Raw genomic sequence first — 26,297 nt, 5'->3', positions numbered from 1 at the left:
GAAGAAAAGGAACTGGCAACTGCGTCGCTGTCGGCGTTCCCGCTGAATTCAAATCAAAAGACGCCTTGAACCCCTTTTCCTCGGTCGCGGTAGATGCCGGATTGCTCCTGCAGCTACCGCGCCCAGGGACGAATCGACACCCATAGGAATCGTTGGATTCAGAACTTTGGGAGTTGAAGTGGGAGAATATTGTCCGTGTCCAGATCAGGTTTCGCTTCCAAGAGCTACCACACCCGTGGTTTGGTCTTGCGTACCCACAAGCTGGGAGAAGCCGATCGCATCATCACCCTGCTGACACCCAATGGGATTGTCCGTGCGGTGGCGAAGGGCGTACGCCGCACGTCGTCGCGAATGGGCGCCACGCTGGAACCGTTCATGGAAGTCGACGCGCTTCTGGTGATGGGCCGCAATCTCGATATCGTCTCGCAGGCACAGCTTCGAAATCCATACGGCCAATTGCTGGTCATGGATTACCCGAGCTACACGGTGGCCAACGCCATGTCGGAGATCGCTGAAAAACTGCTGGAAACAGAAAGCGATTCAGCCCTCCAGCAATATCAGCTCTTTCACGGTGCGATCGCCCTGTTATCCAAGCAGCGAGTCGATTCCGGAGCCGTGCTGGACTCCTACATCTTGCGGGCCCTCTCGGTTGCTGGTTGGGCGCCGTCCTTTACCGACTGCGTGCGCTGCGGCAAGCCTGGCCCGCATCAAGCGCTCCACGTCCAGCTTGGCGGCGTCGTCTGCCCCGAATGCCGCCCCTCTGGATCGTTATCGCCGCACCCCGTCACCATTGAATATCTGCAGGCGCTGCTGGAAGGCGACTGGTCCACCGTGGCAGAAGCAGGACCTCGAGCGCGCAAGCAAGCAGCAGATATCGTGGCCAACTACTTGCAGTGGCACCTTGAGCGTGCCGTGAATTCCCTACGTCTTGTGGAGAGAAATTGAAGAAGCTTCCTAAGATCACCGGCCGCCAAGGCCCCGTTGCTCCTTATGCGCATCCGGATAATCCGCAGATGCCCGCCATTCCGCAGGAACTCATCCCTGAACACGTAGCTATCGTCATGGATGGCAATGGACGTTGGGCGAACCAGCGGGGATTGCCTCGTACCGAGGGGCACCGTGCAGGCGAAGCAGCTTTGCTTGATGTGGTGGCCGGAGCCGTGGAGCTGGGCGTCAAGTACGTCTCTGTCTACGCGTTCTCAACCGAGAACTGGAAGCGCAGCCCTGAGGAAGTGCGCTTCCTGATGGGCTTCTCACGTGATGTTCTGCGCCGCCAACGCGATACGTTGAACTCATGGGGCGTCCGCATACGCTGGTCGGGGCGAGAACCCAAGCTATGGAAATCGGTTATCAATGAACTCAAGGAAGCCGAAGAACTCACCAAAGACAACCTGGGTTGCCAGCTGACCATGTGCGTGAACTACGGCGGGCGCGCAGAACTAGGCGACGCTGTCAGCGCGATTGCCCAGGATGTTGCAGCCGGCAGGCTTCGCGCTAGCTCGGTTGGCGAAAAGACTATCGCCAAATACCTGCATGCTCCCGAACTGCCAGATGTGGATCTTTTCCTCCGAACCAGTGGCGAGCAACGCACAAGCAACTTCCTGCTCTGGCAGTCGGCATACGCAGAGATGGTCTTCCTCGACCAGCTTTGGCCGGATGTCGACCGGCGAACGCTCTTTACCGCCGTAGAAGAATATGCCAAACGCGATCGCCGTTACGGCGGAGCTATCGACAAGCCACAGACCTAGGACGTTTTCAGCGCTGTTCCCACCAAGCGCAACCAGAGGCTTAGGTCTCGATATGCTGCGGATCTGGCGGGCTCAGCGGAGGTGAATACATCGTGCATTGCGCCCGGAATTTCGGACAAGGTAACGAAACTGCCTAGTTTCAACGCCCGCAAGCGCGTTTGCTGAACGTCGAGTACCGAATCGCAGTGCTGCATGTCAGGGGAGTAGCTCGTGCCGATATGGGTGCGATCCGAGGTGAGGACGAAGATCGGCTGTTGAAGTTTCAGCCCCTTCGCAACTAGGGCATGGCCATCAAATATCGTTTTCAGCCATCCCGCGGTGTTCGGAAAAGCGATCCGTGGTCGCCATAACCGATGAACGTCCCACTGGCCATGGCTACCAGTACTTAACGATTGCCAGTAATGATCGAATTCTGGTCCGTTGAGCTTCCTGCGCGGATTCGTGCGGGTGATCGCTTCCATAAGGCCGTGAAAAGGAATGCGCAGGAACGCCGTTCCCTGAAACTCAAGCCATGGAGCATTCAGGACCAGAGCTTTAATGCCCGGCGCTTGGCGCGCAAGCCACAAGGTCAGGATCAAGCCGCCCGTCGAGTGCCCTTGGGCAACCACCGGTAATTGAGGATGCTCATTACGCAGCAGTTCCAAGCTCGCATTGAGCTCCTCATCGAAGTCCGCCAAGTCATCGACATAACCAGGCAAAGCATGTTCGGCTCTCAGACTGCGTCCATGCCTGCGTAGATCAAGTGCGTAGAAGTGGTATCCATGGTGATGCCAGAAAGCTGCCAGTTCGCGGTTGTAAAAATAATCGCTCCAGCCATGCACGCTCAGAACAATTCCCTGGGCTCGTCGTCCGAGCCGATTCCTGAATCCAGCCGGGCAATAGCGGACCAAGGTCGCGACGGCCGGTCCTTCCGCATCGACGCCGAAATCCAAGGTTTGGTGCTCAAAATCAGGCCCGAGGGGATCTTCGACCCATTGCCCCGGCCTAGTTGAAGACATAAAGTCTGGCCAACTGCTGCTTTCTGGAACAACGAAGTGCTTCATATCTTGAATACTACCCATCTCAAGTTGTCTGTTTCGGGTTCTTCACGGGAAAATGGTTCCATGCGCATATACCCACTGGTCTTCAAACACGTGTTCACCAAGATGGATCCTGAACAGGCTCACCATTTTGCATTCAACGCGATCAAGATTGCGCAACGCGCAGGGCTCACTAAGGCAGCTCGCAAGTTCTTCGCTCCGGCACCCAAGCTGAAGCGCACCGTTATGGGCATCGACTTCCCATCCCCATTCGGATTGGCTGCTGGCTTCGACAAGGGCGCCACCGGAATCCTGGCGTTGAGCGATATCGGCTTCGGCCATGTTGAAATCGGAACCGTCACCGGACAGGCCCAGTCCGGCAACCCGCAACCGCGGCTCTTCCGCTTGGTTGAGGACCGCGCGGTAATCAACCGGATGGGCTTCAACAACGAAGGCGCCGAAACTGTCGCTGCCCGTGTCGCCAGTTCTCGCCAAGAGCTCAAGACTGGTTACGCTGGAACCCGCCCGGTCATCGGCGTGAATATCGGCAAGACCAAGGTTGTAGAGCTGGAAGACGCGGTAGGGGATTACCTGGCGTCCACCCGCCAGCTGGCGATCCACGCAGATTACCTGGTCGTCAATGTTTCGAGCCCCAACACCCCGGGTCTGCGCCTGCTCCAGAGCGTTGACTCTCTTCGTCCGCTGCTTTCGGAAGTCGGCCAGTTGGCTGACAAGGTTGCCGGCCGCCATATTCCCTTGCTGGTCAAGATTGCTCCCGATCTTAGCGATGAGGATGTCGCTGACGTTGCACGCTTGGCCATGGAACTTGAACTCGACGGCATTATTGCCACCAATACGACCATCGGTCGCGAGAACTTGACCAGCGATGCGTCCAAGGTTGAAGAGATTGGCGCCGGCGGGCTATCTGGCGCTCCGCTCAAGCAGCGATCGCTTGAAGTTCTTCGCCAGTTGCGTGCACTTGTTCCGGCCGAGATGGCTCTGATCGCCGTCGGCGGCGTGGAAAATGCCGCGGATGTGAAGGAACGCCTGGACGCAGGCGCGGACCTGGTACAGGGTTACACCGCATTCCTCTACGAGGGTCCGTTCTGGGCACGTTCGATCAATAAGGACCTGGAGCACATGCTCTAGTTCTTTGGAGTGGAATTTCCCAAATGCTCCGGAATGGCTCCGATTCTCGAAGAATCGGAGCCATTCCGTGTTAACCGGGCCCATCTTCTGCGTACGTCATGCCTGCAACAGCTTTGAACGCAACTTGGATCAGGAGACTAGGCAAGGGCAGCCGCGCTAGGGGAGAAGGTGGCAATAACGGTTGCCGACCGGGATGAATCCTTGTATCGGAGCCAACAAGGCCGCATGCTGCGAGCACGGACAGGATTGGCAGAAATGCGTCGCGGCAACGATATTCCTATCGCAGAATTTGCATCACCTTGTAGTTGGCTCCACAAATTTTGAACATTGTTATTCAACCAAGCAATTAACTAGAAAGGGGCAAGCTCAGCGAGCTTGCCCCTTTGCGGTCTAGCGGTATCGACTAGTCGATATTTGCGCCGCGCTTGACCTGTGGCTTTGGCAGGCGCAATTTGCGGAACTGCATTCCACGCATTGCCGCGTACATGCGTACGCCCTTTTCCATGTGGCCGAACTTGGCGACCAGGCGCTTCTTCAAGAGGATGGTCGTCACAATTGCTTCGATGATGATCAGTGCGATAACAACCCAGAGGGCTGCCTGCACAAACATCTGGATCTGCAGGTTGCGCTGGAACACCAGCGAGACAACCAAGAAGGCCAGGATGATGAACATCATGAACTCGCCGAACATCCAGCGAGAGTCAATGAAGTTACGGGTGTAGCGCTTCTGCTCACCCTTGTCGCGTGGCATCAGGTAGCGTTCATCGCCAGTTTCGTTGGCTAAGCGCAAACGATTCTGCGCTTCAACACGCTGTTGACGCTGGGCTTCCTTAGCGGCCTTGCGATCGGTAGGAACCAACGGGCGCTGACGGTTCGCCTGCTGCGCATTGCGCTTGGGCGTTGGACCAGTCTTGCGGCCGTCGGTTGTTTCCGGGGCCTGCTGGGCAGACTCCACATTTACGGGGGATTGAGGTTCATCCTTCTTACGTCCAAACACCCCTCTATTCTAGCCGGAAATAGTTAGCGGCGTGACATTCGATACGCGAGGAATTGCTAGGCTGAAGGCATGACCGAAAATACTACCGTCGACGCTGTTGCAAGCGGCGTCGATATTGCCGCGCTAAAAAGCCACATCGACACGAACTTCGAGAAGATCCTCGAAGAGCTCACTTCCCTGGTCGCGATCCCGAGCATCGCATGGGAATCCTTCGACCCGCAGAACCTGGAAAAATCGGCTGCGGCAGTGGCCGAATTGGCCAAGTCGGCCGGGATGGAGACCGTGGAAATCCTGCGCGAGCCTGCGCAGAACGGCGCTATGGGCGCGCCTGCCGTGGTAGCCCAGCGCAAGGCGGCACCCGGAAAGCCAACCGTGCTCCTGTACGCACACCACGACGTCCAGCCTCCTGGCAACGCGGCGGACTGGAACACCCCGGTATTCGAAGCCACGAAGGTAGGGGACAGGCTGTTCGGCCGCGGTGCCGCTGACGACAAGGCCGGCATCATGGTCCACATCGCGGCGATGCGCGCCGTGCTGGACCTCATTGGCGATTTCGGCGTCGGCGTAACCTACTTCTTCGAGGGGGAGGAAGAAGCAGGATCCCCATCATTCCGCAACTTCCTCGAAGCCCATCAGGACAAGTTGGCAGCAGATGTGATCGTAGTTGCCGACTCGTCCAACTGGTCGGTTGGAACCCCAGCACTGACCAGCTCGCTGCGCGGCATGTGCGCAGCGGAGATCACCGTTCGCTCGTTGAACCATGCAGTTCACTCGGGCATGTTTGGCGGACCAGTTCTCGATGGCCCGATCCTCGCCGCCAAGTTGATCTCCAGCTTCCACAACGAAGACGGTTCTGTTGCCTTTGCCGGCCTGGTTGCCAACGACATCGCTGAAGTCGACTTCGACGAAGCCGAATTCCGCAGGGACTCCGGCGTTCTGGAATCCTTCCAGCTTGCCGGCACCGGCAAGATCACCGACCGCTTGTGGAATAAACCAGCACTGAGCGTGATTGGAATGGATATCCCGAGTGTCGACCACTCGTCGAATACCTTGCTGCCGGCAACGCGTTTCAAGGTATCGATGCGCCTGGCCCCAGGGCAGAATCCTGCAGATGCGCTCAAGGCCCTTGAGGCACACGTCAAAAGCGTTGACCTTCGCGGCGCCGAGGTTGAATTTGTCGCCACCGAAGCAGGCAACGCCTACAAGGCGAACCTGGACGCTTCGGCAAATGACACTGCGCGCTGGGCGCTTGAACAAGCTTGGGGCGTTGTACCAGTAAATATGGGCCTGGGTGGATCAATTCCATTCATCGCAGATTTGCTGGAAGTTTTCCCGAAGGCGCAGATCCTGGTGACCGGTGTCGAGGATCCCGATTCGCGTGCGCACTCGGCCAACGAGTCGCTGCATCTAGGCGACTTCCAGCACGCAATTGAGGCTGAAGCCCTCATGCTGGCGAGGATCAACGCCAAGGGACTATGAACCGTGTCATACGGAGAGACGCAGGGGAAGAATTCTTCAGCGTAGCGACGTAGGATAGAAGCAAGAACAGAGGTGCCGGTTCCAGTAACAAATCTGGAGCTTGGTGCCGCATCGAGCAGTATGGGAGGAAAATCATGACTGCATCTGTTGACCAGACCAAGGGCGATCCAACTGAGGTGCCAACCCATGAGGTAGAGATTTCCGACGTGGCGGCGGACAAGGTTCGCTCGCTTCTGGAACAGGAAGGCCGGGATGATCTTCGTCTCCGCATCGCCGTGCAGCCAGGTGGCTGCTCGGGCCTTATCTACCAGCTTTACTTCGATGAGCGCATGCTCGACGGCGACGCGGTACGCAACTTCGATGGCGTTGAGGTCATCGTTGACAAGATGAGCGTCCCGTACCTCGCTGGCGCGTCCATTGATTTCGAGGACACCATCTCGAAGCAGGGCTTCACCATCGACAACCCGGCCGCATCGGGTTCCTGCGCCTGTGGAGATTCCTTCCACTAGGCCGTAGGGAACAAACGCCGCTGTTCAAACGTTGAAGAAATTTCTCGTTAGCACAGCGGCGTTTTTCGGCATTCTGACCCCAAAGAGGGTAAGCTCTACATTAAGTAGTAAAACTATGTTTCCCTTCGTGAGCCACCTCACCGTGCAACTCGTTTAAACCACGAGGTGACTTATGAAGACCACATTCTGCACCAACAAAGAGGAAGGGCCGTCTGTGAGTTCGCAAGACCGAACCGGCAGTCGCGGGTCCGCTAAAGCCAAAGTACTGGCTTTAGTCGGCACTGGCGCATTGCTGTTGACGGGATGTACAGCGGAGGCAAAACGCGGTTGGCTCCCAAACGTGGAGCGCGACACCACCAACCACACCGGGGCAATCCAGGATTTCTGGGTTAACTCGTGGATCGCTGTTATTGTCGTCGGCGTATTGACCTGGGGATTGATGCTCTGGTGCGTCATCGCCTACCGCCGCCGCAAGAACGATACGGGTTACCCGCGTCAGCTGAGCTACAACCTGCCATTGGAGATCTTCTACACGGCCATTCCTTTGGTCCTTGTTCTGGTCTTCTTTAGCTTCAACAACACCCTGGAAAAGCAGATCAACGCCCCTGTTGATTCTGAGGTCGTAGTCGACGTCCGAGCCAAGCAATGGTCGTGGGACTTCAACTACAGCTACCAGGGCACCGAGAAGTATTACGCCGGCGAACAGGCTCACCTGAACACCGATGGCTCGGAAGGCGTTCGCGAAGAACTGCCAACCTTGTACCTGCCAGCGGGCAAGTCGGTAACCCTTGAGCTGAATAGCCGCGATGTCATCCACTCCTTCTGGGTACCAGCCTTCTTGCAGAAGCTGGACATGATCCCAGGCAAGACCAACTACATCTACCTGACTCCACAGGTTGAAGGCAGCTACGACGGAAAGTGCGCCGAGCTTTGCGGCGAGTACCACTCCGAGATGCTCTTCAACGTCGAGGTTGTCAATGAGTCCGAGTTCAAGGCTCAGCTGGCAAAGATGGAAGATGGACACATTGGTGAAGAGTACGACCGTAAGCCAGATGTTGTTAACGGCGTCGTAGTAGAGCACGGGGAAGGAGAGTAATCATGACAACGTTTGAATATGCAACTGACGACGTGAAGTCGATTGCTCCAGCCGTAGTGCCGAAGTCCAAGGGTCGTCTGTTCGTCGACTACATTACTTCGACCGACCACAAGAAGATCGGGTACATGTACCTGATCAGCTCGTTCATCCTGTTCTGTGTCGGTGGCGTTATGGCGCTGCTGATTCGTGCAGAGCTGTTCGAACCAGGCATGCAGATCCTGCAGACCAAGGAACAGTACAACCAGCTGTTCACCATGCACGGCACTGTCATGCTCTTGATGTTCGCAACCCCGCTGTTCGCAGGTTTCGCCAACGTCATGATGCCCCTGCAGATCGGTTCCCCGGATGTGGCCTTCCCACGTCTGAATGCATTGGCTTTCTGGTTCTTCTCGCTGGGCTCGCTGATCGCTCTGGCCGGCTACCTCACCCCCCAGGGTGCAGCTAGCTTCGGTTGGTTCGCTTACGCTCCGCTGTCGAACACCACCTTCTCGCCAGGAATCGGCGGAGACCTCTGGGTCTTCGGCCTTGCACTGTCGGGCTTCGGTACCATCCTTGGCGCCGTCAACTTCATCACCACGATCATCTGCCTGCGTGCACCTGGCATGACCATGTGGCGCATGTCGATCTTCTCGTGGAACACCTTGATCACCTCGTTGCTGGTCCTGATGGCTTTCCCGCCACTGGCAGCTGCGCTGTTCGCACTGGGTGCAGACCGCCGCTTCGGTGCCCACATCTTCGACCCAGAGAATGGCGGTGCCGTACTATGGCAGCACCTGTTCTGGTTCTTCGGGCACCCTGAGGTCTACATCATTGCTTTGCCGTTCTTCGGCATCGTCTCCGAGATCTTCCCAGTGTTCTCCCGCAAGCCGATCTTCGGCTACAAGGGCCTGGTCTTCGCGACCATCTCGATTGCTGCACTGTCGGTTTCCGTGTGGGCACACCACATGTACGTCACTGGCTCGGTAATGCTGCCGTTCTTCGGCTTCATGACCATGCTGATCGCAGTTCCAACCGGTGTGAAGTTCTTCAACTGGATCGGAACCCTGTGGCGCGGCTCGATCACCTTCGAAACCCCAATGCTCTGGAGCATGGGCTTCATGATCACCTTCCTGTTCGGCGGTCTGACCGGTATTATCCTGTCGGCTCCGTCGCTGGACTTCCACGTATCGGATACCTACTTCGTTGTGGCTCACTTCCACTACGTAGTCTTCGGTACCGTTGTGTTCGCGATGTTCGCTGGCTTCTACTTCTGGTGGCCGAAGTGGACCGGCAAGATGCTCAACGAGCGTCTTGGCAAGATCCACTTCTGGTTGCTGTTCATCGGCTTCCACGGCACCTTCCTGATCCAGCACTGGCTGGGCGTTATGGGCATGCCACGTCGCTACGCCGACTACATGCCTGAAGATGGCTTCACCACCATGAACCAGGTTTCGACCGTCTTCGCATTCATTCTGGGTGCGTCGATGATTCCATTCTTCTGGAACGTGTGGGAAACCCACCGAAACGCCAAGAAGGTCGAAGTAGATGATCCATGGGGCTTCGGCGCATCGCTGGAATGGGCAACTTCTTGCCCTCCACCACGCCACAACTTCCACTCGATCCCTCGCATCCGTTCCGAGCGTCCGGCACTGGATCTGCACCACCCGGAACTGAGTGGACGGGTAACCCCCGAAACTCCGGTTGCGAAGATCTTCGGCTCGGCTGACCAGAAGGACGTGTAACGATGAAAGTTGAATCCTGGATTTTCCTGGGTGGCGTCTTCTTCTTCACCCCAGTAGCGATTGTCTACGGTTACATGACCAACTGGAGCGAATGGGTCGGATTCCTGGCATTGCTGATGCTGGTCGCATTGTCCGCGATGGTAGGTGGCTACTTGCTATTCACCGCTAAGCGCGTTGGCAACAGGCCCGAGGACCGCGTGGATGGCGAAATCCACGAGAACGCCGGCGATATCGGAATGTTCTCCCCATGGAGCTGGTGGCCACTGGTCCTGGCTTCGGCTGCAGCGATTGGCTTCCTTGGCCTCGCTGTCGGCTGGTGGGTCTTCTTTATCGGCGCCGGTTTGGCCGTCGTTGGCGTGACCGGCTGGGTTTACGAATACAGCCGTGGCGATCACGCTCACTAGGCAGTAACCCTGACGGGACGACAAGCAATTTTGCTTGTCGTCCCGTTAGTCTTTTAATAGGGGTTCCTCGATGGCGATAGGCCGTCAGGCTATTTGGATCAAGGAGAAGCAGCATGCGCCACGCACCGCAGCCACATGTCCAGGCGCACCTTGATCCGGCCAGCCGGCAAAGTAAGTACCGGCAAATCCGAGAGATTCTCAAGACCCATGCGCGCGAGGCCTGCAAACCCGGCTACAAGCTTCCGCCCGAACGCGTGCTGGCAGAGCACTTCGGCGTGGCCCGCAAGACCATCCGCCAAGCCATCGATGCCTTGGTGGATGAACAAGTGCTCAAACGCGTGGTGGGAATCGGCACATTCGTCGTGCCCGAAAAATTGGACCTTCGTGTCCGCCTGCATTCCTACTCCGAAGATATGATGCGCCGCGGCATGGTTCCCGATGCCCATGTACTCGAATTCGCGGAGATCAAAGCCAGCGCCACCTTGGCTTCGCAGCTGATGGTGGAGGAGGGTACTGCCGTAGTCCAGTTCAAGCGCCTGCTGCTGGCCGATGGCACCCCCATGAGCCTGGACGAGAACTATATGCCTGCCGATCTCGTGCCTGGCTTTGTGGATGGCGATCCGCCGTCAAAGCTCTATCAGGCATTGCACGAGCGCTATGGCATCTTGCTCGAATGGGGTGAGGACCAGGTGGAAAGCACTGCGGCGAGCAAGCGGCAAGCCGTGCTCCTGGGCGTAGAACCAGGCTTCCCGCTCCTGCAGATCACCCGGTATGCCTACATCGGCGATCGGCTAGCCGACTACTCGGTCTCGCTCTACCGCTCAGACCGCTACAAGCTCTTCGTGCCGTTGCAGCGAGTGGGCACACGCACGCCTCGCTACACCGATACTTTCTAGGCCTGGCCTGGCCAGGCGGCCGGCTGCTTCGATTTCAACGGGCAAGTACCAGGCAAACCCGTCAACCATGCCCAAGGATGCCATATCTGCCGTTCAAAATGGTTCCGGGCATCAACTACTGAATAAGCACTCCCGCAGCCTGGTCCGCCGGTATGGAGCTATAGCAGGAACTAGCAGGTCTCCCGCACACGGAAGAAGATCGCGGCGCAAGCTCAAAGCCGCTTCAAGGCAGCAGGACATGGAATGTCGACGGAAGTTGAAAAGTGGACACTCCAGCCGCCCTGTCCAGTGGGAAACCAGCCACACTGGTGCGATAGGCCGTAGCGAAGATCCAATATATCCCTAGATCACACAGTCTTGTTTGCAGCGTGATTCTGCCATCCGGTCGATGCGTCCAGAGTTATTCCGTCATCCAATTCAAACGATTCTGAAGCAGGACTGGAGGTCATGGTGCCTGCCGGGCATTCTTTCTGGCAGGAGAGCAGCCTTTGGAAGAGCGCTCTGGATATCGGCTCGGCCATGCCGAGCGCCAAAACGGGAGTCTGAACTGCTGCATTCGAAGTCTTGGCGAACGTGATTGCGGAACTGAGCTCGTCCCCAGTCTGGAGGGTCTTCGCTGGAAAGACGAATGCACTGAGCAGCTCTCCGCTCCGGTTCGGCCCGGGACGACACCGGGCAGCTGCGCCAGTCGCAACTGGCATTGGCGTGCAGCATTCGATTCCAGCCAATCCAGAATGGCTGCACTGCAGGCCGGCAGTAGCATACAGCCCCGAACGGCATTTCTGACTGAAGTGCCAAACAGGATGGCCAATTCTTCTCCGCACTGGGGAGCGCAGCTCGATACGCGGCTAGGGGAGCAGGAACGGACTTTCCACCCTGAGCACCCGGCAGTGCCAGATGGCGTTCTCAGCCACTGGAATTTCGATGGGCGTCCACCATGCGTCTTCGGAGCGCTCACCGGCGCTAGGCTCACTGGGCCCCCTGGGAAAGCCGGGTTAACGAAAGGAGGGACACACCTTGCGGTTTGTCCCTCCTTTTGTGACTAACTCAGGTCGCTATTACTTGGCGATCGAGTCCTGCGTGTCACCCTCAACCTCATGGTGGCCGTGGGCTGCATGAGCAGCTTCCAGCTCCGATGGGGTTACCGGGGCGACGCGATCTTCGAAGAAGAACTTCGAGATTGCTGCACGACGCTTCTCCGAACCGGAGACGTGTCCTGCTGCGTCAGGCTGAGCCGGGATGTACTTGCGATCAACGTAGTTGGTCAGCAGGTAACGCTTGTAGACGTCGACTTCCTCGTGCTTCTCCGAGAAGCCGCCCTCAGGCGACATCTGGATGATGCCAGCTTCACGGCCGTGCAGGACGATCTCGCGATCCTTGCGCTGCAGCGACAGGCAGATACGGCGAGTCAACCAGAAGGCGAAGATTGGGCCCAGGAAGAACAGCGTACGCAGCCAGTAGGTGACATCGTTCAGCGACACGTGGAAGTGGGTCGCGATCAAGTCCGAGGAAGCAGCAGCCCACATGACGCAGTAGAAGACTACGCCGGCAGCGCCCACTGCGGTTCGGAATGGAGCGTTGCGTGGACGGTCGAGCAGGTGGTGCTCACGGTTGTCCTTGGTGATCCAGCGTTCGATCCACGGCCATGCGAACATCACTGCGAACAGTGCGCCTGCAGGAACCAGTGCTGGCAGCAGTACCGACATCACCAGGGTGTTATCGCCCCATGGGAATGGAATGATCCATTCGAAGCTGAAGTTGCCCAGGTAACCTGGCATCAAGCGCAGCGCGCCATCGACGAAACCGATGTACCAGTCCGGCTGGGTACCAGCCGAAACAGGGGATGGGTCATATGGACCGTAGTTCCATACCGGGTTGATCTGGAACAGGCCAGCAATGAATGCCACGATGCCGAAGACGATGAAGAAGAATCCACCGGCCTTGGCTGCGTATACCGGACCAACAGGGAAGCCAACAACGTTGTCGTTGGTGCGGCCTGGGCCAGGGTACTGGGTGTGCTTGTGGGTCACGACCATGAACAGGTGCACAACGATCAGCAAGATGATGACCGCAGGAACAATCATGATGTGCAACGAGTACAGTCGCGGAATCACGGTATCGCCAGGGAACTCGCCGCCGAAGAAGAACATCGACAGGTAGGTGCCGACGATCGGCAGTGCCTTCATGACGCCATCGATAATGCGCAGGCCGTTGCCGGACAGCAGATCATCTGGCAGGGAGTAGCCGGTGAAGCCGGCAGCAAGACCCATGATCAGCAGCACGCCGCCGACAACCCAGTTCAGTTCACGTGGGCGACGGAATGCGCCGGTGAAGAATACGCGCAGCATGTGCACGGACAGGGAAGCGACGAACAGCAGTGCCGACCAGTGGTGTACCTGTCGCATGAACAGGCCGCCGCGCACGTCGAAGGAGATATCCATGGTCGAGGCCATAGCCGTCGACATGCCGATACCCTTCATCGGTACGTACGAGCCGTCGTAGACGACGTGAGCCATCGACGGATCGAAGAAGAAGGTCAGGAAGGTGCCCGAGAGCAGCAGCAGTACGAAGGTGTACATTGCCACTTCGCCGAACATGAACGACCAGTGGTCCGGGAAGATCTTGCGACCGAATTCCTTGACCATGCCCGAAGCGCCGACGCGGGAATCCACGAAGTTGGCGATGCGACCGGTAGCGGTCGATGCCTGGTATTCGTTAGTCGTCGTCATGATTAACCACGCTCCCAGTAGGACGGGCCAACTGGTTCGTGGAAGTCACTCTGAGCTACCAGGTAGCCCTCGGAGTCCACGGTAATTGGCAGCTGTGGCAGTGCGTGGCCAGCTGGGCCGAAGATGACCTTGCATTCCTGCGTCAGGTCGAAGGTCGACTGGTGGCAAGGGCACAGCAAGTGGTGGGTGTGCTGCTCGTACAGAGCAATCGGGCAACCCACGTGGGTGCAAATCTTGGAGTATGCGACGATGCCGTCGACGTTCCAGGTTTCGCGTCCCTCGGAGATCTGCATTTCTGCTGGATCCATGCGCATCAGCAGAACGACGGCCTTGGCCTTTTCGTTCAGCGGGTGCTCGGTCTCGTTGAGGCCTTCTGGGATCACGTGGAATGCGGAACCGATCTGCACATCCGAAGCCTTGATCGGGGTACCAGATGGGTCGCGGGTCAGACGGATGCCCTTGTCCCACATGGTGTGGCGCAGGGAATCGATCATCTCGTTCGCGGTGTTACCGGTGCGATCCAGGTCGCGGAACATGAAGATTGCTGGGATTGGCGCCAAGGCGATGGCACCGATCAGGGTATTGCGGATCAGCGGACGACGCTTGATGCCGGACTCTTCGAGCACGGTATCGATGATTTCGACGGCATCCTGGCGATCTTCTTCCGAGCGGATCTCGTGGCGCATTTCCATGAGCTCGTGATCCGGCATCAGGGTCTTGGCCCAGTGAACAATACCCACACCGATACCGAGCATCGCGAAAGCGGTGCCCAGTCCCAGTGCAGCGTTCTGCACACGCAGTTCAGCGAAGGTCATCTCGCCCAGGTGGCCCAGGACGAAGTAGGCCACGAAGAAGAAGAGCGTGCCGATGATGGAGATGGTAAATAGGAGCGCTACTTGACGCTCATGTCGCTTGGCTGCGCGCGGATCGCGGTCTGCGAGACGCGGACGATGGGGTGGTAAGCCCGGATCTGGGAATCGATCCTGAGCTACATCGTCAGCCTTAGCAACGGTGCCCGAGTTTTCGGGACTGCCGTGACTATGGTCGCCCATGTTTCTCTCTCATCCTTCTGTTAGGAATTTATGTACGTAGTGATGGTTACGGCCGAGGCCGCGGGTTTGCCTTAGGAAGGACGCGAGGTCAACCAAATGGTGAAGGCAATGATGATACCCAGACCTGCGGTCCAGGTGAACAGGCCTTCAGCAACTGGACCCAGGGAGCCCAGGGCTGCACCGCCAGCGGAACCATTTGCTTCAATGGTCTTCAGGAAGGTGATAACGTCACGCTTCTCTTCTGGGGTGATGTTCGAGTCGTTGAACACTGGCATGTTCTGTGGGCCGGTAGCCATCGCTTCGTAGATGTGCTTCTCGGATACACCGGTCAGGGTTGGTGCGAACTTGCCGCGGGTCAACGCGCCACCGGCAGCAGCCGCGTTGTGGCACATTGCGCAGTTCACACGGAAGACGGTGCCACCGTGGGCGGCGTCGCCCTGGGTGGTATCCAAGTATTCCTCATCAGGGATCGCTGGGCCTGCACCCAGGCTTGCAACATACGCTGCCAGCTGGGAGATCTGCTCGTCGTCGAACTGTACTGGCTTGACCTGGGCCTGCGGGCCCTGCATCTGCATCGGCATACGGCCGGTGCCGACCTGGAAGTCAACAGAAGCCGCGCCAACGCCGATCAGCGATGGACCGGAGTCAGAGCCTTCGGCATTCATGCCGTGGCAAGTAGCGCAGTTGGCGACGAAAAGCTTCTGACCTTCTTCTACATCGGCCTGCGATGCAGAAGTGGTCTCAGCTGCCTTCGCTTCGCTGATGTTACCGGCTGCAGTGTAAAGACTGCCGGTAATCAGCAATCCGAACAGAAGCAGGGCCACAGCGGCGAGCGGGTGGCGGCGCTTTTTCGAAAGAGCCTTCACTTGCTGGTTCCTCACTTAGTTTCTTTGGTGTGGTGTTGCCGTACTTCTTGTTGAGGCAACTAATGAATTTAAGTTGCTACTTCAAGAAGTAGATGATCGCGAACAGGGCGATCCAAACAACGTCAACGAAGTGCCAGTAGTAGGACACGACGATGGAGCCGGTTGCTTCGAAGTGACCAAACTTCTTAGCCAGCATCGCACGACCAATGATCAGCAAGAATGCAATCAGACCACCAGCGACGTGAATGCCGTGGAAGCCGGTCGTAATGTAGAAGGCCGAAGCGTAGGAGTTCGAGTCGAATGCCACGCCCTCGCTAACGAGGACAGCGTATTCGTAGGCCTGAACCGAAACGAAGATCGCGCCAAGGATGAAGGTAAGAATGAACCATTCAATCATTCCCCATTCCTTGAAGTTGAAAAGCCCACCGGAACGGCGAGGCTTGAATTCTTCGGCACGGAACACGCCTAGCTGGCACGAGAACGAGCTGGACACCAGGATGATGGTGTTAACAAGCGCGAACGGTACGTTGAGCTTGGCAGTTTCAGTCGCCCATAGTTCGGGCGCGGCAGCCCGGAGGCTGAAGTACATGGCGAAGAGGGCGGCGAAGAACATGAGCTCGCTGGAGAGCCACACCATCGTTCCCACCGACACCATGTTTGGGCGGTTCGGCGCATGTGGCGCCGTCGTATTTGGGGCATGAGTCGCAGTTGTCACACTGACATTATGTCTCTAAATGCCCCTCAGATACCAATGCAAAAGCGGGTTGGCAGAGGTTTGTTGCGCCACATCTTGGCAACATCCGCGGAAACATGCGGAAGTACAGAGAAAACTCTTTCTACAATTCGTAGAGCTTCGTCCGGCGAGTCTCACGAAACAATCATTTATGCAACGAAAGTGTTTCGTATTTAACCCCAGAAACTAGGCATTTTTAGCGACCTGAGCCACATCATCTAACGACATGAATTGGGTAGCGCCCCGGTGTCTGGATAGGCTTTCCCATGTGTCAACGAGCCTTGTAAACGAAAAGTTCCCGACGTGGCCAGATCTATTGGCCACCCTGATCAACGGTGGCGATCTCAGCCGCGAACAGGCCGCTTGGGCAATGAATGAGATCATGTCCGGCGAGGCGAGCGACGTTCAGATTGCCGGGTTCCTGGTTGCACTGCGATCCAAGGGTGAGACCGTGGCCGAATTGACCGGCTTGGTGGACTCCATGGTCGCCAATGCGCGCCCTTTGACCATCGATGCACAAACTTTGGACATTGTTGGGACCGGTGGCGATCGCCAGAACACCGTCAACATCTCAACGATGGCCACACTGGTGTGCGCTGGCGCCGGCGTGAGCATAGTTAAACACGGCAACCGCGCATCCTCTTCGTCCTCGGGTTCCGCCGACGTGCTTGAAGCATTGGGCGTCCGCCTGGAGGTACCAATCGAGCGCCTTGTAGAGGTGTACGACAAGGTTGGGATTGCGTTCTGCTTCGCCAACGTCTTCCATCCCTCGATGCGCCACGTTGCCGGAGCACGCCGTCAATTGCGCATACCAACCGCTTTCAACTTCATGGGCCCCTTGACCAATCCCGCATTGCCCAGCGCATCCGCCATCGGCTGCTCCGACATGGTCATGGCACCAATCATGGCGGGCGTTCTTGCAAGCCGTGGCGTGCGTGGGCTGGTCTTCCGCGGGGATGACGGACTGGATGAACTAACCACCACTACAGCTAACCGCGTCTGGGAAGTGCGCAACGGCACGGTCTCCGAGTTCACGTTCGATGCCCGGGACGTGGGATTTGCCCGTGCGACGCTTAATGATCTGCGCGGTGGAGATGCACTACATAACGCAGGGGTTGTACGAGATGTCATCTCGGGGAGTCCCGGACCCGTTCGAGATGCGGTCCTCCTGAACGCGGCTGCCGGAATGGTGGCTTACAGCGATACTGCTGAAGGCAGTTTCGAAGACCGCATGCGGGCGGCGATTGGGAAAGCAGCGCATTCCATCGATTCCGGTGCGGCGAAGGCGACCTTGGAAGCCTGGTCCTCAACGACCCAGGCGATCGTAGGCGCGTAGCACCGTCAGATGCCAACAAAGCCGGTCTTTGGTTCGCGATTTTACAATCGCTGAACCGAAGGCCGGCTTTGTTCTTGAAAAGTCCTTAGTCGCCTAGGCCTAGGGAAAAAGCTGCTTCAAGATCATGTTCCGAATATGCGCGGAATGCAATGTGGGTCTGGGTGCCGCGGATGCCTGGAATCTTGGAAAGCTTATTGGCAATGACTTCGGCAAGGTCCTCGTGCTTGTTGACTCGTGCAATTGCAATCAAGTCCCAGTCGCCTGCTACGGAATAGACTTCGCTGATGCCCGAGATTGCGGAGATCTGCTTAGCGCATTCAGGGATACTGTCCGTTGCAGTCTGGATCATGACGAATGCGGTGACCATCACTGTGCCTTTCGGTTCTAACTTGTCGCCTGCCAGGAGGCGGCTGATCTGGAATCAACTCTAGTCGAAAAGCAGCGAATGAGAGGCATGGGCGCATCGCCCCGCTTCGCATAGTACAATGATTTTAATTTGTAGATTCGGATACAAAGTTTTACAATTGTTTCATGATTGTGTTGACCATTGACCAGCGGCGTTCACGTTCCACCGAAGACAAGGTGGAGGCTCTAGTCAAGCAAGCTAATGCTACCGTTCCAGTGGTTCGCCCCTTCCAGCGAACCGCCGGCGATGAAGTCCAAGCTGTCTTGGATAACGCCAACGAAGCAATTCGCTTGGCAGTGATGATGGCAGCTTCAGGGGACTGGAGTGTCGGCATTGGCTTCGGGCAAGTTGAAACGCCACTGCCCGAAGAAACCCGTGCCGGACGGGGGCCTGCCTTTGAATATGCTCGTGTCGCAGTTGAGCGGGCAAAGAACACCAATGCGCATCTAGCTGTTCATGGACCGTCGCATGAAGCCACCCGCCTGGAAGCCGAGCTCCAGCTGACTGCCTGCATAGTTTCAAAGCGACGGGCCACGGCATGGGAAGCTGGCACTCTGGCCGATGAAGGCCTGACCCAGCAGCAGATTGCCCAAGAATTAGGAATCACCCAGCAGGCTGTCTCTTCTCGTCTGTCGGCCGCGCTATGGTTTGAGGCGAACCGAATGATGGATGAAGCTGCCAAATCGCTGAACCGACAGCTGAAGATGCTAAAGGAGCAGTAAATGCTTTGGATCGCTTGGGGGAGTCTGAGCCTGGCGGCGTTTGTCTCTTGCATAGCTGCCTACCTTGGCTATGCCATGGGCAAACGAGCTCGTGTCCGCGACTGGCTAGTTGTGGGCTCTGCCCTGTTCGCCATTCTCTCGGCCCTGCTGGCAGTTGCTTCTCAAACTTCGTTGGAGCAGAACGGGCTTTCGCCGGTGTACGCGATCGTCCTGAGTTCCATCTTTGCCATTAGTTTCGGCGGTCCGTTTACGGAACTTGTTTTCCGGCTTGCTGCGAAGAATGATGTCGAGCTCCAAAAGGAGGAGTCCGACCCTTCACCGCTTCGAGGCGGGCTGTGGATCGGACTCCTGGAGCGCACGGCCATCGTTGGAAGCCTCTGGGCCGGTTGGCCAGAAGGCATTGCCGTCGTCTTGGCGGTCAAGGGTCTTGGCCGGTTCTCTGAACTGAAAAACCATCGCGCCGCCGAACAGTTTATTCTGGGGACTTTCGCCAGCGGTCTCGTCGCTGCCGGTTCCTACGGGCTCGGCCTGCTATTTACCTAGCCGCTTAGCCACCATTGAGGTAACCAGCCGACGCCCCATCAAGAATGCGCCCAGAACCAATGTCGCGACAATGATGAAGGGGAGTGCCGCAGTGGAATCCATGCCAACGCGAAGCGCAAGGCCCGCTGCTACGGTCACCACCCAGACCAGTACGCCAACAGGGAAGAGCTTGTTGATCGTGGTCCAAGGCTTGGACAGCAAGGTCACGACGACGTAGGCAACCAAGAACGGCAGGGCGGTCATCAGGATGCCGCCAATGCTCAAGGCATGCTCGTGTTCACGTCGACCGAGCAGGGCGAATAGAACAATGAGAACAACGTCGACAGCCATCCACAGCGGCCACTTACGAATAGAATCCTTCATGTACTCATCATAGGTTTACCCCGGTGTCCGTGAGTAATTCGGCGTTGGCTGGATCGTTGTCGGTTCAGACACAGAAGGTCGCCGTCGCGGCTCGCCCGAATGAGCTCACGGCCATGGTGGCCGCAGCTATTGTTCTAGCATTAGTCCTATGAAGATCTGGCCTGGCAATGCATGGATGCAAACGCACCAGATCGCCCTCTATTTATCCGCGATCACTGCCGGTTGCGTTCTCGGCCTGGCCTTGCCTGCCGCAAGCAAGGGTCTCGAGAACTCGGTTAACCCGTTCCTTGGATTGCTGCTCTACGCTACTTTCCTGGGCATGCCGCTGACCCGTTTTCCGGAGGCCTTCCGGGACACTCGCTTCATGGGTGCACTGTGCGCGGTCAACTTTGCCGTGGTGCCGCTCGTGGCCTTCGGGCTATCGCGAATAGTGGCGGGGGACCAGGCACTGCTCTTCGGCGTGCTGCTGGTCTTGCTAGCGCCCTGCATCGACTACGTTATCGTCTTTACCGGCTTAGCCGGGGGAGACAGCCAACGGTTGCTGGCGGCCACACCGCTCTTGTTGATCTTGCAGATGCTGCTCGTGCCGGCATACCTCTATATATTTGCTGGACCCTCGGCGATCGACGTGATCGTGCCAGCTCCTTTCCTGGGGGCACTGCTGGGACTGATCGTGCTCCCACTGCTGGCAGCAGCACTCACCCAGGCACTCGCCAAACGATTTACCTGGGCAGAGCCCATCGGGGATTGGGCCGACTATCTAATGGTTCCGTTGATGATGGGAACGCTATTTAGCGTGGTGGGCTCGCAGATCTTCACGGTGAGCGCAAGCCTGGGTCAATTAGGGCTGGCCATTATGGTTTTCGCCCTGTTTATCTGCATCATGAATGTCCTTGGATACTCCGCGGGGAAACTCTTCAAGCTGCCCACCGCCTCGCGGCGGGCAGTTACTTTCAGCGGCGTCACACGCAATTCTCTGGTGGTGCTTCCCCTGGCCCTGGCTTTGCCCGCGGAGCTGGAATTAGCTTCTGCCGTGGTCGTTAGCCAGACCTTGGTAGAGCTAATTGGAATGTTGGTGATGGTTCACTACGCACCGAAGCAACGCACCACCAAGTAGTTCGAGCCTTACCCTGCTATGTCCGGATTAAACAGAATTTGCCTGGCCAAGAACACATGGAAGTGACCGGGCCAGGCAAATTGGATTGAGGAGTCAGTGCATTCAGTGATGCCCAGGCGAAAGCAGCCTGCTCCTCATAGAATCCATGATTAGTGCTCGCCACCTGGAGGGCCAATGAAAAGCATGGCCGAGAAGATACCGGCAATAACGACGAATAGCAGGACCGTGGTCAGCGCCGGGCGGGCAACAAGCCAACGCATCGTCGCGTCGGTCCACTTGCGATCATCTGGATGATCGGTTGCTTCGGTACGCCAGGTACCTTCCAGCTTTCCCTTGCGTTCCAGCCACTTGTCGTAAGGAATGGTCAGATATGGGACGACGGCGGTCGCGGCAGCTCCAATGATCAGCGACTTCCTCCAGCGCTGATTCATGCCAATGAGCACAGCCATCGTTGCATAAGTCAGGAAGACAAAGCCGTGGATGAAGCCGGCAATGGATACAGGCCAATCACCAACCTTGACGACGTACTTCAAAATCAATGCGATGATCAGCATCGTCCATGTGACAGCTTCAGCGCGGGCAACTAGACGGTACAGGGCGCTTGGAGACATAGGGTGTTTTCTGTCCTTGAAGGTAGATAGGGGAGTAGTCCGGGAACTCGGTCAAGTACTAGCCTATCTGGCTCCCGGGATACCGCCGACATCCTGCCCTGGAACATGGAGTTCCCGGTTGACGCAGCACCTGCTAGATTTCTAGGCAGGCCCTCGCTGCAGGAAAGGCACCGCATGCACTTGGCCCCAGATGCCCCAATGCGCCTGCATCTGGCAGGATTGCCCCATGATCCACGCAGTAGTTTTCGATTTGGACGGAGTGATCCGCAACTTTCCCGAGGCCGCCACTGCTGACGTTGAAATGGAATATGGGTTGCCATCGGGCACTTTGAACGCGGCGGCTTTCGACCCTGCTCGCCTGGAAGGACTCACTACAGGTAAAATATCTCGTTTGACATGGATCAAGGAGATTGGGAAGAGCATTGGATCCACGGAAGCCGCCAACGCATGGGGTCGCATAGAGCCCGTTGTAGATCAGGATGTGCTGCAGCTACTCGACGATCTACAACGTGCAGGTATCACCACCGCCATTCTCACGAACGGCAGCGACACCATTGACATCGAACTTAAGCGGCAAGGAATCGCCACCCACGTCGCCCGAGTATTCAATTCAGCAACAATCGGTTATCCGAAGCCAGACCGACGAGCATTTCTGCACGTAATCAATGCTCTGCACCTGTGTGCAAACCAGATCCTCTTTACCGACGATTCCGCCGGGAAACTTGTCGGGGCGACCGATCTCGGGATCCACACACATCACTTTGCTTCCGCTGCGGATTTGAGGTCGGCATTGACCCGGCGCGGTGTACTCTAGCCGGATCGATCATCGTTTGGAATAACATCGAGGGGAGTGGCAAGAGGAAAGCGCCCTAGTTCTCGAATACCTCCTGATAAACGTCCCAGAATTGATCCATCGAGCGCGGAGCCCCAAGCAGGACGGCCTCCAGATACATGAGATGCGTTTCCCATCCCGCCAAGTAATTCGAGACGCCAACGCTGAGTTTGGAGTGGCTCAGCGCAAGTTCAGCTCCGAAGAGGCTCGACTGCAGAGTCAAACTAACCTCCGACACAGATTCTTCCGGAAACTTCCAGGACATCACGAGGGCGGATGCTGGCTCGACCTGTTCAATCCGGCTTTCGCAGATGAAGTTTTCCGCATGCTCGATCTGCACAGTAGAACCCACGCCAAGGCTTCCAGCGACGTGAGTTCCCAGCCAGAGTGGCAATGCCTGACGATCAATCATTGCGTGCCAAAGCCTGTCGGTCGATACGCCGAAGGACCACCTGAGATCCACAGATCCCGCCGAAGCGTCCGCGAACTTTCGAATGATGGGCATGAAAGGAGCCTGCTTCGATAGACGGGGCAGCCAGCACAAATGGCTGCAGTGAGACCCTGCGTGGGGAGTCGTGGATTTCCATTACTTTACATAATGTAGATTATCGGCTTATTCGCAATGTCGCTGGAAGTAGCCATATTCGTCCATTTACGCCACGGATTTCGAAGGCCGCTTACTGCTCAGCTTGTTGACGCTGATCCTGCAAATCCAGCCGGTGCCTCGCGAACTCCAGGGTCTGCCGAATGAACTCGCGCGATCGCTCATCATGCATCGAGTAGATGACATGGCGGCCGGACTTCCTCGTTTGCAATACACCAGCTGCTCGCAGCTTGGATAGCAATTGGCCGGCAACCGTTGGACTAACGCCGATCAACTGAGCCAAATCGGACAGGGAAAGATCGTCCATGGACAGCGCCCAGAGCATCTGGAGCCTTGCCGGATCCGACAAGGTTTTGAGTACCGTTGCCGACATGTCCAAAAGATCGCTGGAGACGATCTCGTCTTCAGCCGTTGGGACAATGAATTCACTGGTCATCTCACGCGCTCCCTCTCCGCATTTCGCCCGCCCTGGTCCGATTCAACTGCTTCAACCCAGCTCTATGGGTGTGTCCATTATGGCCACGGATCAAGATAAAGCGATAGGTATGCTCAAAATTCACAAGACTAAACAGGCTCGTAGCCATCTTTGGGAGCACTCCCCTATTTAAATCATCCGTTTCGAAATAAATCGAAGGCTTCTTGACTAGGCACTTTAACGTCGCCTCGGCACCGCAAGGCATCCCTGCAAGCTGGAATGGTGGCGATTGCATCACAGAAGATTGGCCGCGTCTGCGCTCAGTGGCAAAATTTAGATATGGCTAATCCGTTGCTACGCATTCCCCACGGGAATAAGTACGCTCTTCAGATCCGCGAAGCTCTCAAGCTGCAAGGTATCGAAGTTGACCCGGTTCAGAGTGATCTGATCGACCTTCTAGGACGTACTTTGCGTACGACGATGACGGCAAAGCACCCTGGCGTCTACATTTATGGCCCTCCTGGTCGAGGCAAAACCCTCATCATCAATACCTTGGTCTCGGTGCTGCCTGAAACCACGACAGCGCGCTTCCATTTCCACGAGTTCTTCCAGCGCGTAAATTCCCCGGTCAACCGTGTCCCGGGCCAGCCGCTGGGCGCGATTTTCTCGCAAGGGCTTGAGCGCGAGCTAGCTGGACTGCAGTTGCTGGTCTTCGATGAGTTCCATTGCACCGAACCTGGCGACGCGATGTTCATGGCCAAGCTCATTCGGCATTGCACGGAACACGAGATCCAGCTGGTCACTACGTCGAACTACGGGCCGGAGAAGCTGCTTGACGATGACACTTTCCATCACCTGGTTCAGCCAATTATTGACCGGATCCAACGGGACTTCACTGTATTCTCGCTGGATCATTCGGTGGACTACCGACAGCTCGCCGCCGATCCCGAGCAGGTCTTGGACGGGTATCGGAGAGGCACGCTAAATCTCTTCGAAGCACCAGGAGAACTGCCGGTCCACGATACGATGATCCAGATCGGCTACGACGAAATCGGGCCAGTCCACGTGAATGCGTATGAGATCTGGATCAGCTTCGATCAGATCTGCCGAACCCGTCGCAACACTGCCGACTATCTGGATTTGGCAAGCCGGTATTCGCGCTGGCATATAACCTGCATCCCAGCTAGTGCCACCATGCCAATGGATGAGGAACGCCGATTGGCGAATCTTATCGATATCTTCTACGACAAGAACGTGGAAGTCCATCTGTACGCCGCAGACAATCTGGGCAATCTTGGACACATGCTGCATGACACTGAAAAGGCCCGACTCACCTCGCGCCTGGCTCAACTTCAGCTCAACGAATACGAACGGACTAGCGCTTGCCGATGAACACCGAGTACACCGAACAGGACATCGAGAATATAGTTCGAGAAGTCCTGGAGACTGCAGATGAGAACCTCATACTGCCTATTGTCCAGCTGGGACATCCCGTTCTCCGCCAGCAGGCGGTGGCCTACGAGCAGCAGCTTCCGCAGGAACTGCTCGAAGAACTCCTTGAAGCAATGCGCCAGACCATGTACGACGCCCCTGGCGTAGGACTCGCCGCTCCTCAGGTGGGTATCCCCCTGCAGATTGCCGTGCTCGAAGATCTCTATCCCATTCCGGAGGAAGCTGCCTCGCACAGAGAGCGTGAGCCGCTGGAGTACTTCGAGATCTTCAACCCCGTATATACGGCATCAACAGAGCGCGCGGCAGTCTTCTACGAAGGTTGCCTGTCTTTCGAAGGATTCCAAGGCGTAGTGAGCCGGGCCGCCGATATCACCGCCACTTATAAAGATCGGGACGGCCAGGAAATAACTCGAAGCTTCTCCGGTTGGCAGGCCCGCATTGTCCAGCACGAAACTGATCATCTGTCGGGCACTGTCTATATCGACAAAGCACTTACCCGCTCCTTGATTAACGAATCCGAACTGTGGCGCCATGAAAGCATGGACGTTGCAACGGCACAAGAGGTTCTGAAATTCTAATGTTCTCCGGCACCACGAACGTTACTTGCCCGGTCTGCGAGCAACCCCTTGGCTTCGAGGAATCTCGGGATAGAACCCTGAGTTGCGAAGCCGGGCATCGTTTTGATGCTGCCAAACAGGGTTACTTCAACTTCCTTACTGGCAAAGGAACGAACTTCCTCGAAGACACCTCGGCCATGGTCCAAGCCCGCGATGCTTTCCAGTCAAAGGGACATTATGAGCCTCTGGCGCGCGCGCTGTCCGAGCTGATCAATGATCATCACGACGGACATTCGCTTGACGTGCTGGATGCGGGCGCAGGTACCGGCTACTACCTGGGGAAGATTCTAGAGAACTCTCCTGCTGCTGAACTTGATGCTTTGGCTCTGGACATCTCCCGCTTTGCCATGCGTCGTGCCGCGAAGGTTCCAAGCACGCTCGCTGTGGTCTGGGATGTCTGGCGCAAATTGCCTACTGCCGACCGATCACGCGATGTGGTGATCAACTGCTTCGCACCGCATAACCCGGCAGAGTTCCAACGTGTACTGCGTACTGGTGGATTATGCATTGTCGTGACCGGCGAACCAGATCATCTCAACGAAGTCGTCGACCCGCTGGGCATGCTCACCGTAGGACAGGGCAAGCAAGCCGCCTTGGTGGAAAAATTTGCGGCTGAAGGCCTTAATCATCGCGGATCCAAGAATCTGACATATCGGATGAACCTGAATGCGGACGATCTCTATAACCTTGCATTCATGGGTCCGTCCGGGCACCACCTCTCCCCTGAAATTCTTCATCAGCAGACGCTGGCGTTGGGTTCCCAGCCTGTAACAGCTTCCTTTGGAGTACACGCATTCGTCACGCAGGGCTAGAAGATACCCCAAAATGACTACACCTTTTATCTGCCTTCTACGGCAGAATGTAGGAAAGACCAGTTACGA

The 26,297-nt window shown here is 56.9% G+C and carries 28 protein-coding genes; 17 read left to right on the top strand and 11 right to left on the bottom strand.

All coding sequences use genetic code 11. The annotated features are described in order from the left end of the window. Positions 1-195 precede the first annotated feature (195 nt). Positions 196-945, top strand: coding sequence for a DNA repair protein RecO (recO, locus tag ACFVHU_RS01395; protein ID WP_105661281.1), 750 nt, complete (start codon positions 196-198; stop codon positions 943-945). Beyond that, on the top strand, positions 942-1,748 hold the full coding sequence (locus tag ACFVHU_RS01390) for an isoprenyl transferase (protein ID WP_388022052.1): 807 nt from the start codon (positions 942-944) through the stop codon (positions 1,746-1,748). Before recO ends, ACFVHU_RS01390 begins: the two co-directional genes overlap by 4 nt. Here the strand turns inward: ACFVHU_RS01390 and ACFVHU_RS01385 are convergent. Beyond that, positions 1,745-2,809, bottom strand: a complete 1,065-nt coding sequence (locus tag ACFVHU_RS01385) for an alpha/beta hydrolase (protein WP_388022050.1) — start codon at positions 2,807-2,809, stop codon at positions 1,745-1,747. The two genes, ACFVHU_RS01390 and ACFVHU_RS01385, sit on opposite strands and share 4 nt — an antisense overlap. A 42-nt stretch (positions 2,810-2,851) precedes the next feature. Here ACFVHU_RS01385 and ACFVHU_RS01380 point away from each other — a divergent pair, with 42 nt between their 5' ends. Beyond that, the gene (locus ACFVHU_RS01380) at positions 2,852-3,916 is read left to right on the top strand and encodes a quinone-dependent dihydroorotate dehydrogenase (RefSeq protein WP_105661278.1); all 1,065 of its coding nucleotides are present in this window, start codon (positions 2,852-2,854) and stop codon (positions 3,914-3,916) included. A gap of 403 nt (positions 3,917-4,319) precedes the next feature. Here the strand turns inward: ACFVHU_RS01380 and ACFVHU_RS01375 are convergent, their stop codons facing one another. Further along, complete coding sequence (locus ACFVHU_RS01375; protein ID WP_105658342.1) at positions 4,320-4,913, bottom strand: DUF3043 domain-containing protein; 594 nt, start codon at positions 4,911-4,913, stop codon at positions 4,320-4,322. 69 nt (positions 4,914-4,982) lie between these two features. On the opposite strand from ACFVHU_RS01375, the gene ACFVHU_RS01370 reads away from it, so the two are divergent. The 6 genes from ACFVHU_RS01370 (at position 4,983) to ACFVHU_RS01345 (ending at position 11,018) form a co-directional block, all read left to right on the top strand. After that, complete coding sequence (locus ACFVHU_RS01370; RefSeq protein WP_388022047.1) at positions 4,983-6,392, top strand: M20/M25/M40 family metallo-hydrolase; 1,410 nt, start codon at positions 4,983-4,985, stop codon at positions 6,390-6,392. 134 nt (positions 6,393-6,526) lie between these two features. Continuing rightward, positions 6,527-6,901 (top strand): iron-sulfur cluster assembly accessory protein, encoded by a 375-nt coding sequence (locus tag ACFVHU_RS01365; protein ID WP_105658344.1) that lies wholly within the window; start codon positions 6,527-6,529, stop codon positions 6,899-6,901. Between the two features lie 172 nt (positions 6,902-7,073). Further along, complete coding sequence (gene coxB, locus ACFVHU_RS01360; RefSeq protein ID WP_286134304.1) at positions 7,074-7,997, top strand: cytochrome c oxidase subunit II; 924 nt, start codon at positions 7,074-7,076, stop codon at positions 7,995-7,997. 2 nt (positions 7,998-7,999) lie between these two features. Next, positions 8,000-9,718 (top strand): cytochrome c oxidase subunit I, encoded by a 1,719-nt coding sequence (ctaD, locus tag ACFVHU_RS01355; RefSeq protein ID WP_388022044.1) that lies wholly within the window; start codon positions 8,000-8,002, stop codon positions 9,716-9,718. A gap of 2 nt (positions 9,719-9,720) precedes the next feature. Further along, positions 9,721-10,122, top strand: coding sequence for a cytochrome c oxidase subunit 4 (locus tag ACFVHU_RS01350; RefSeq protein ID WP_105658347.1), 402 nt, complete (start codon positions 9,721-9,723; stop codon positions 10,120-10,122). 113 nt (positions 10,123-10,235) lie between these two features. Beyond that, positions 10,236-11,018, top strand: a complete 783-nt coding sequence (locus ACFVHU_RS01345; protein ID WP_133833362.1) for a GntR family transcriptional regulator — start codon at positions 10,236-10,238, stop codon at positions 11,016-11,018. A 1,058-nt stretch (positions 11,019-12,076) separates the two neighbouring features. On the opposite strand, the gene ACFVHU_RS01340 is transcribed toward ACFVHU_RS01345, so the two are convergent. The 4 genes from ACFVHU_RS01340 to ACFVHU_RS01325 form a co-directional block, all read right to left on the bottom strand. After that, a complete protein-coding gene (locus tag ACFVHU_RS01340) occupies positions 12,077-13,747 on the bottom strand; it encodes a ubiquinol-cytochrome c reductase cytochrome b subunit (RefSeq protein ID WP_133833363.1) in 1,671 nt (556 codons plus the stop codon). 2 nt (positions 13,748-13,749) lie between these two features. Continuing rightward, complete coding sequence (locus ACFVHU_RS01335; RefSeq protein WP_105658351.1) at positions 13,750-14,799, bottom strand: ubiquinol-cytochrome c reductase iron-sulfur subunit; 1,050 nt, start codon at positions 14,797-14,799, stop codon at positions 13,750-13,752. 71 nt (positions 14,800-14,870) lie between these two features. After that, positions 14,871-15,665 carry a cytochrome c gene (locus ACFVHU_RS01330; RefSeq protein WP_105658352.1) on the bottom strand — a complete coding sequence of 265 codons (795 nt, stop codon included), beginning with the start codon at positions 15,663-15,665 and terminating at the stop codon, positions 14,871-14,873. Positions 15,666-15,741: 76 nt separating this feature from the next. Next, positions 15,742-16,380 carry a heme-copper oxidase subunit III gene (locus ACFVHU_RS01325; protein ID WP_105658353.1) on the bottom strand — a complete coding sequence of 213 codons (639 nt, stop codon included), beginning with the start codon at positions 16,378-16,380 and terminating at the stop codon, positions 15,742-15,744. 286 nt (positions 16,381-16,666) lie between these two features. Between ACFVHU_RS01325 and trpD the strand changes: the two genes are divergently transcribed. Beyond that, on the top strand, positions 16,667-17,734 hold the full coding sequence (gene trpD, locus ACFVHU_RS01320; protein WP_133833364.1) for an anthranilate phosphoribosyltransferase: 1,068 nt from the start codon (positions 16,667-16,669) through the stop codon (positions 17,732-17,734). 85 nt (positions 17,735-17,819) lie between these two features. On the opposite strand, the gene ACFVHU_RS01315 is transcribed toward trpD, so the two are convergent. Beyond that, on the bottom strand, positions 17,820-18,101 hold the full coding sequence (locus ACFVHU_RS01315; RefSeq protein ID WP_105658354.1) for an Lrp/AsnC family transcriptional regulator: 282 nt from the start codon (positions 18,099-18,101) through the stop codon (positions 17,820-17,822). A 164-nt stretch (positions 18,102-18,265) separates the two neighbouring features. Here ACFVHU_RS01315 and ACFVHU_RS01310 point away from each other — a divergent pair, with 164 nt between their 5' ends. Both ACFVHU_RS01310 and ACFVHU_RS01305 read left to right on the top strand, forming a co-directional pair. Further along, entirely contained in the window at positions 18,266-18,862 is a 597-nt protein-coding gene (locus ACFVHU_RS01310) for a sigma factor-like helix-turn-helix DNA-binding protein (protein WP_105661274.1), read from the top strand. Next, positions 18,863-19,405, top strand: a complete 543-nt coding sequence (locus ACFVHU_RS01305; protein WP_208294227.1) for a hypothetical protein — start codon at positions 18,863-18,865, stop codon at positions 19,403-19,405. It begins immediately after the preceding gene. On the opposite strand, the gene ACFVHU_RS01300 is transcribed toward ACFVHU_RS01305, so the two are convergent. After that, the gene (locus tag ACFVHU_RS01300) at positions 19,394-19,768 is read right to left on the bottom strand and encodes a DUF3054 domain-containing protein (protein WP_105658356.1); all 375 of its coding nucleotides are present in this window, start codon (positions 19,766-19,768) and stop codon (positions 19,394-19,396) included. The genes ACFVHU_RS01305 and ACFVHU_RS01300 overlap by 12 nt on opposite strands. A 148-nt stretch (positions 19,769-19,916) precedes the next feature. Here ACFVHU_RS01300 and ACFVHU_RS01295 point away from each other — a divergent pair, with 148 nt between their 5' ends. Then, positions 19,917-20,885 (top strand): arsenic resistance protein, encoded by a 969-nt coding sequence (locus ACFVHU_RS01295; RefSeq protein WP_105661273.1) that lies wholly within the window; start codon positions 19,917-19,919, stop codon positions 20,883-20,885. 149 nt (positions 20,886-21,034) lie between these two features. On the opposite strand, the gene ACFVHU_RS01290 is transcribed toward ACFVHU_RS01295, so the two are convergent. Further along, entirely contained in the window at positions 21,035-21,496 is a 462-nt protein-coding gene (locus tag ACFVHU_RS01290) for a DUF3817 domain-containing protein (RefSeq protein WP_105661272.1), read from the bottom strand. A gap of 226 nt (positions 21,497-21,722) precedes the next feature. Between ACFVHU_RS01290 and ACFVHU_RS01285 the strand changes: the two genes are divergently transcribed. Next, the gene (locus tag ACFVHU_RS01285; protein ID WP_133833365.1) at positions 21,723-22,310 is read left to right on the top strand and encodes an HAD-IA family hydrolase; all 588 of its coding nucleotides are present in this window, start codon (positions 21,723-21,725) and stop codon (positions 22,308-22,310) included. A 55-nt stretch (positions 22,311-22,365) separates the two neighbouring features. On the opposite strand, the gene ACFVHU_RS01280 is transcribed toward ACFVHU_RS01285, so the two are convergent. Together ACFVHU_RS01280 and ACFVHU_RS01275 are read right to left on the bottom strand one after the other, a co-directional pair. Beyond that, complete coding sequence (locus ACFVHU_RS01280; RefSeq protein WP_388022037.1) at positions 22,366-22,833, bottom strand: SRPBCC domain-containing protein; 468 nt, start codon at positions 22,831-22,833, stop codon at positions 22,366-22,368. Positions 22,834-23,005: 172 nt separating this feature from the next. Further along, on the bottom strand, positions 23,006-23,368 hold the full coding sequence (locus ACFVHU_RS01275) for an ArsR/SmtB family transcription factor (protein WP_388022035.1): 363 nt from the start codon (positions 23,366-23,368) through the stop codon (positions 23,006-23,008). A gap of 318 nt (positions 23,369-23,686) precedes the next feature. On the opposite strand from ACFVHU_RS01275, the gene zapE reads away from it, so the two are divergent. Genes zapE through ACFVHU_RS01260 form a run of 3 tightly spaced genes read left to right on the top strand, consistent with a single transcriptional unit; the run spans position 23,687 to position 26,228 of the window. Beyond that, entirely contained in the window at positions 23,687-24,739 is a 1,053-nt protein-coding gene (zapE, locus tag ACFVHU_RS01270; RefSeq protein WP_166650693.1) for an AFG1/ZapE family ATPase, read from the top strand. Beyond that, positions 24,736-25,377 (top strand): peptide deformylase, encoded by a 642-nt coding sequence (gene def, locus ACFVHU_RS01265; protein ID WP_388022032.1) that lies wholly within the window; start codon positions 24,736-24,738, stop codon positions 25,375-25,377. The genes zapE and def overlap by 4 nt, the downstream gene beginning before the upstream one ends. Next, entirely contained in the window at positions 25,377-26,228 is an 852-nt protein-coding gene (locus ACFVHU_RS01260; protein WP_133833368.1) for a putative RNA methyltransferase, read from the top strand. The genes def and ACFVHU_RS01260 overlap by 1 nt, the downstream gene beginning before the upstream one ends. Positions 26,229-26,297: the final 69 nt, after the last annotated feature.

It is taken from the genome of Glutamicibacter sp. NPDC127525, from assembly GCF_042672105.1.
In the GTDB taxonomy this organism is placed as follows: Bacteria; Actinomycetota; Actinomycetes; order Actinomycetales; family Micrococcaceae; genus Glutamicibacter.
The sequence above is the reverse complement of the archived record's forward strand: the minus strand, read 5'-3'. Positions and strand labels throughout refer to the sequence as shown.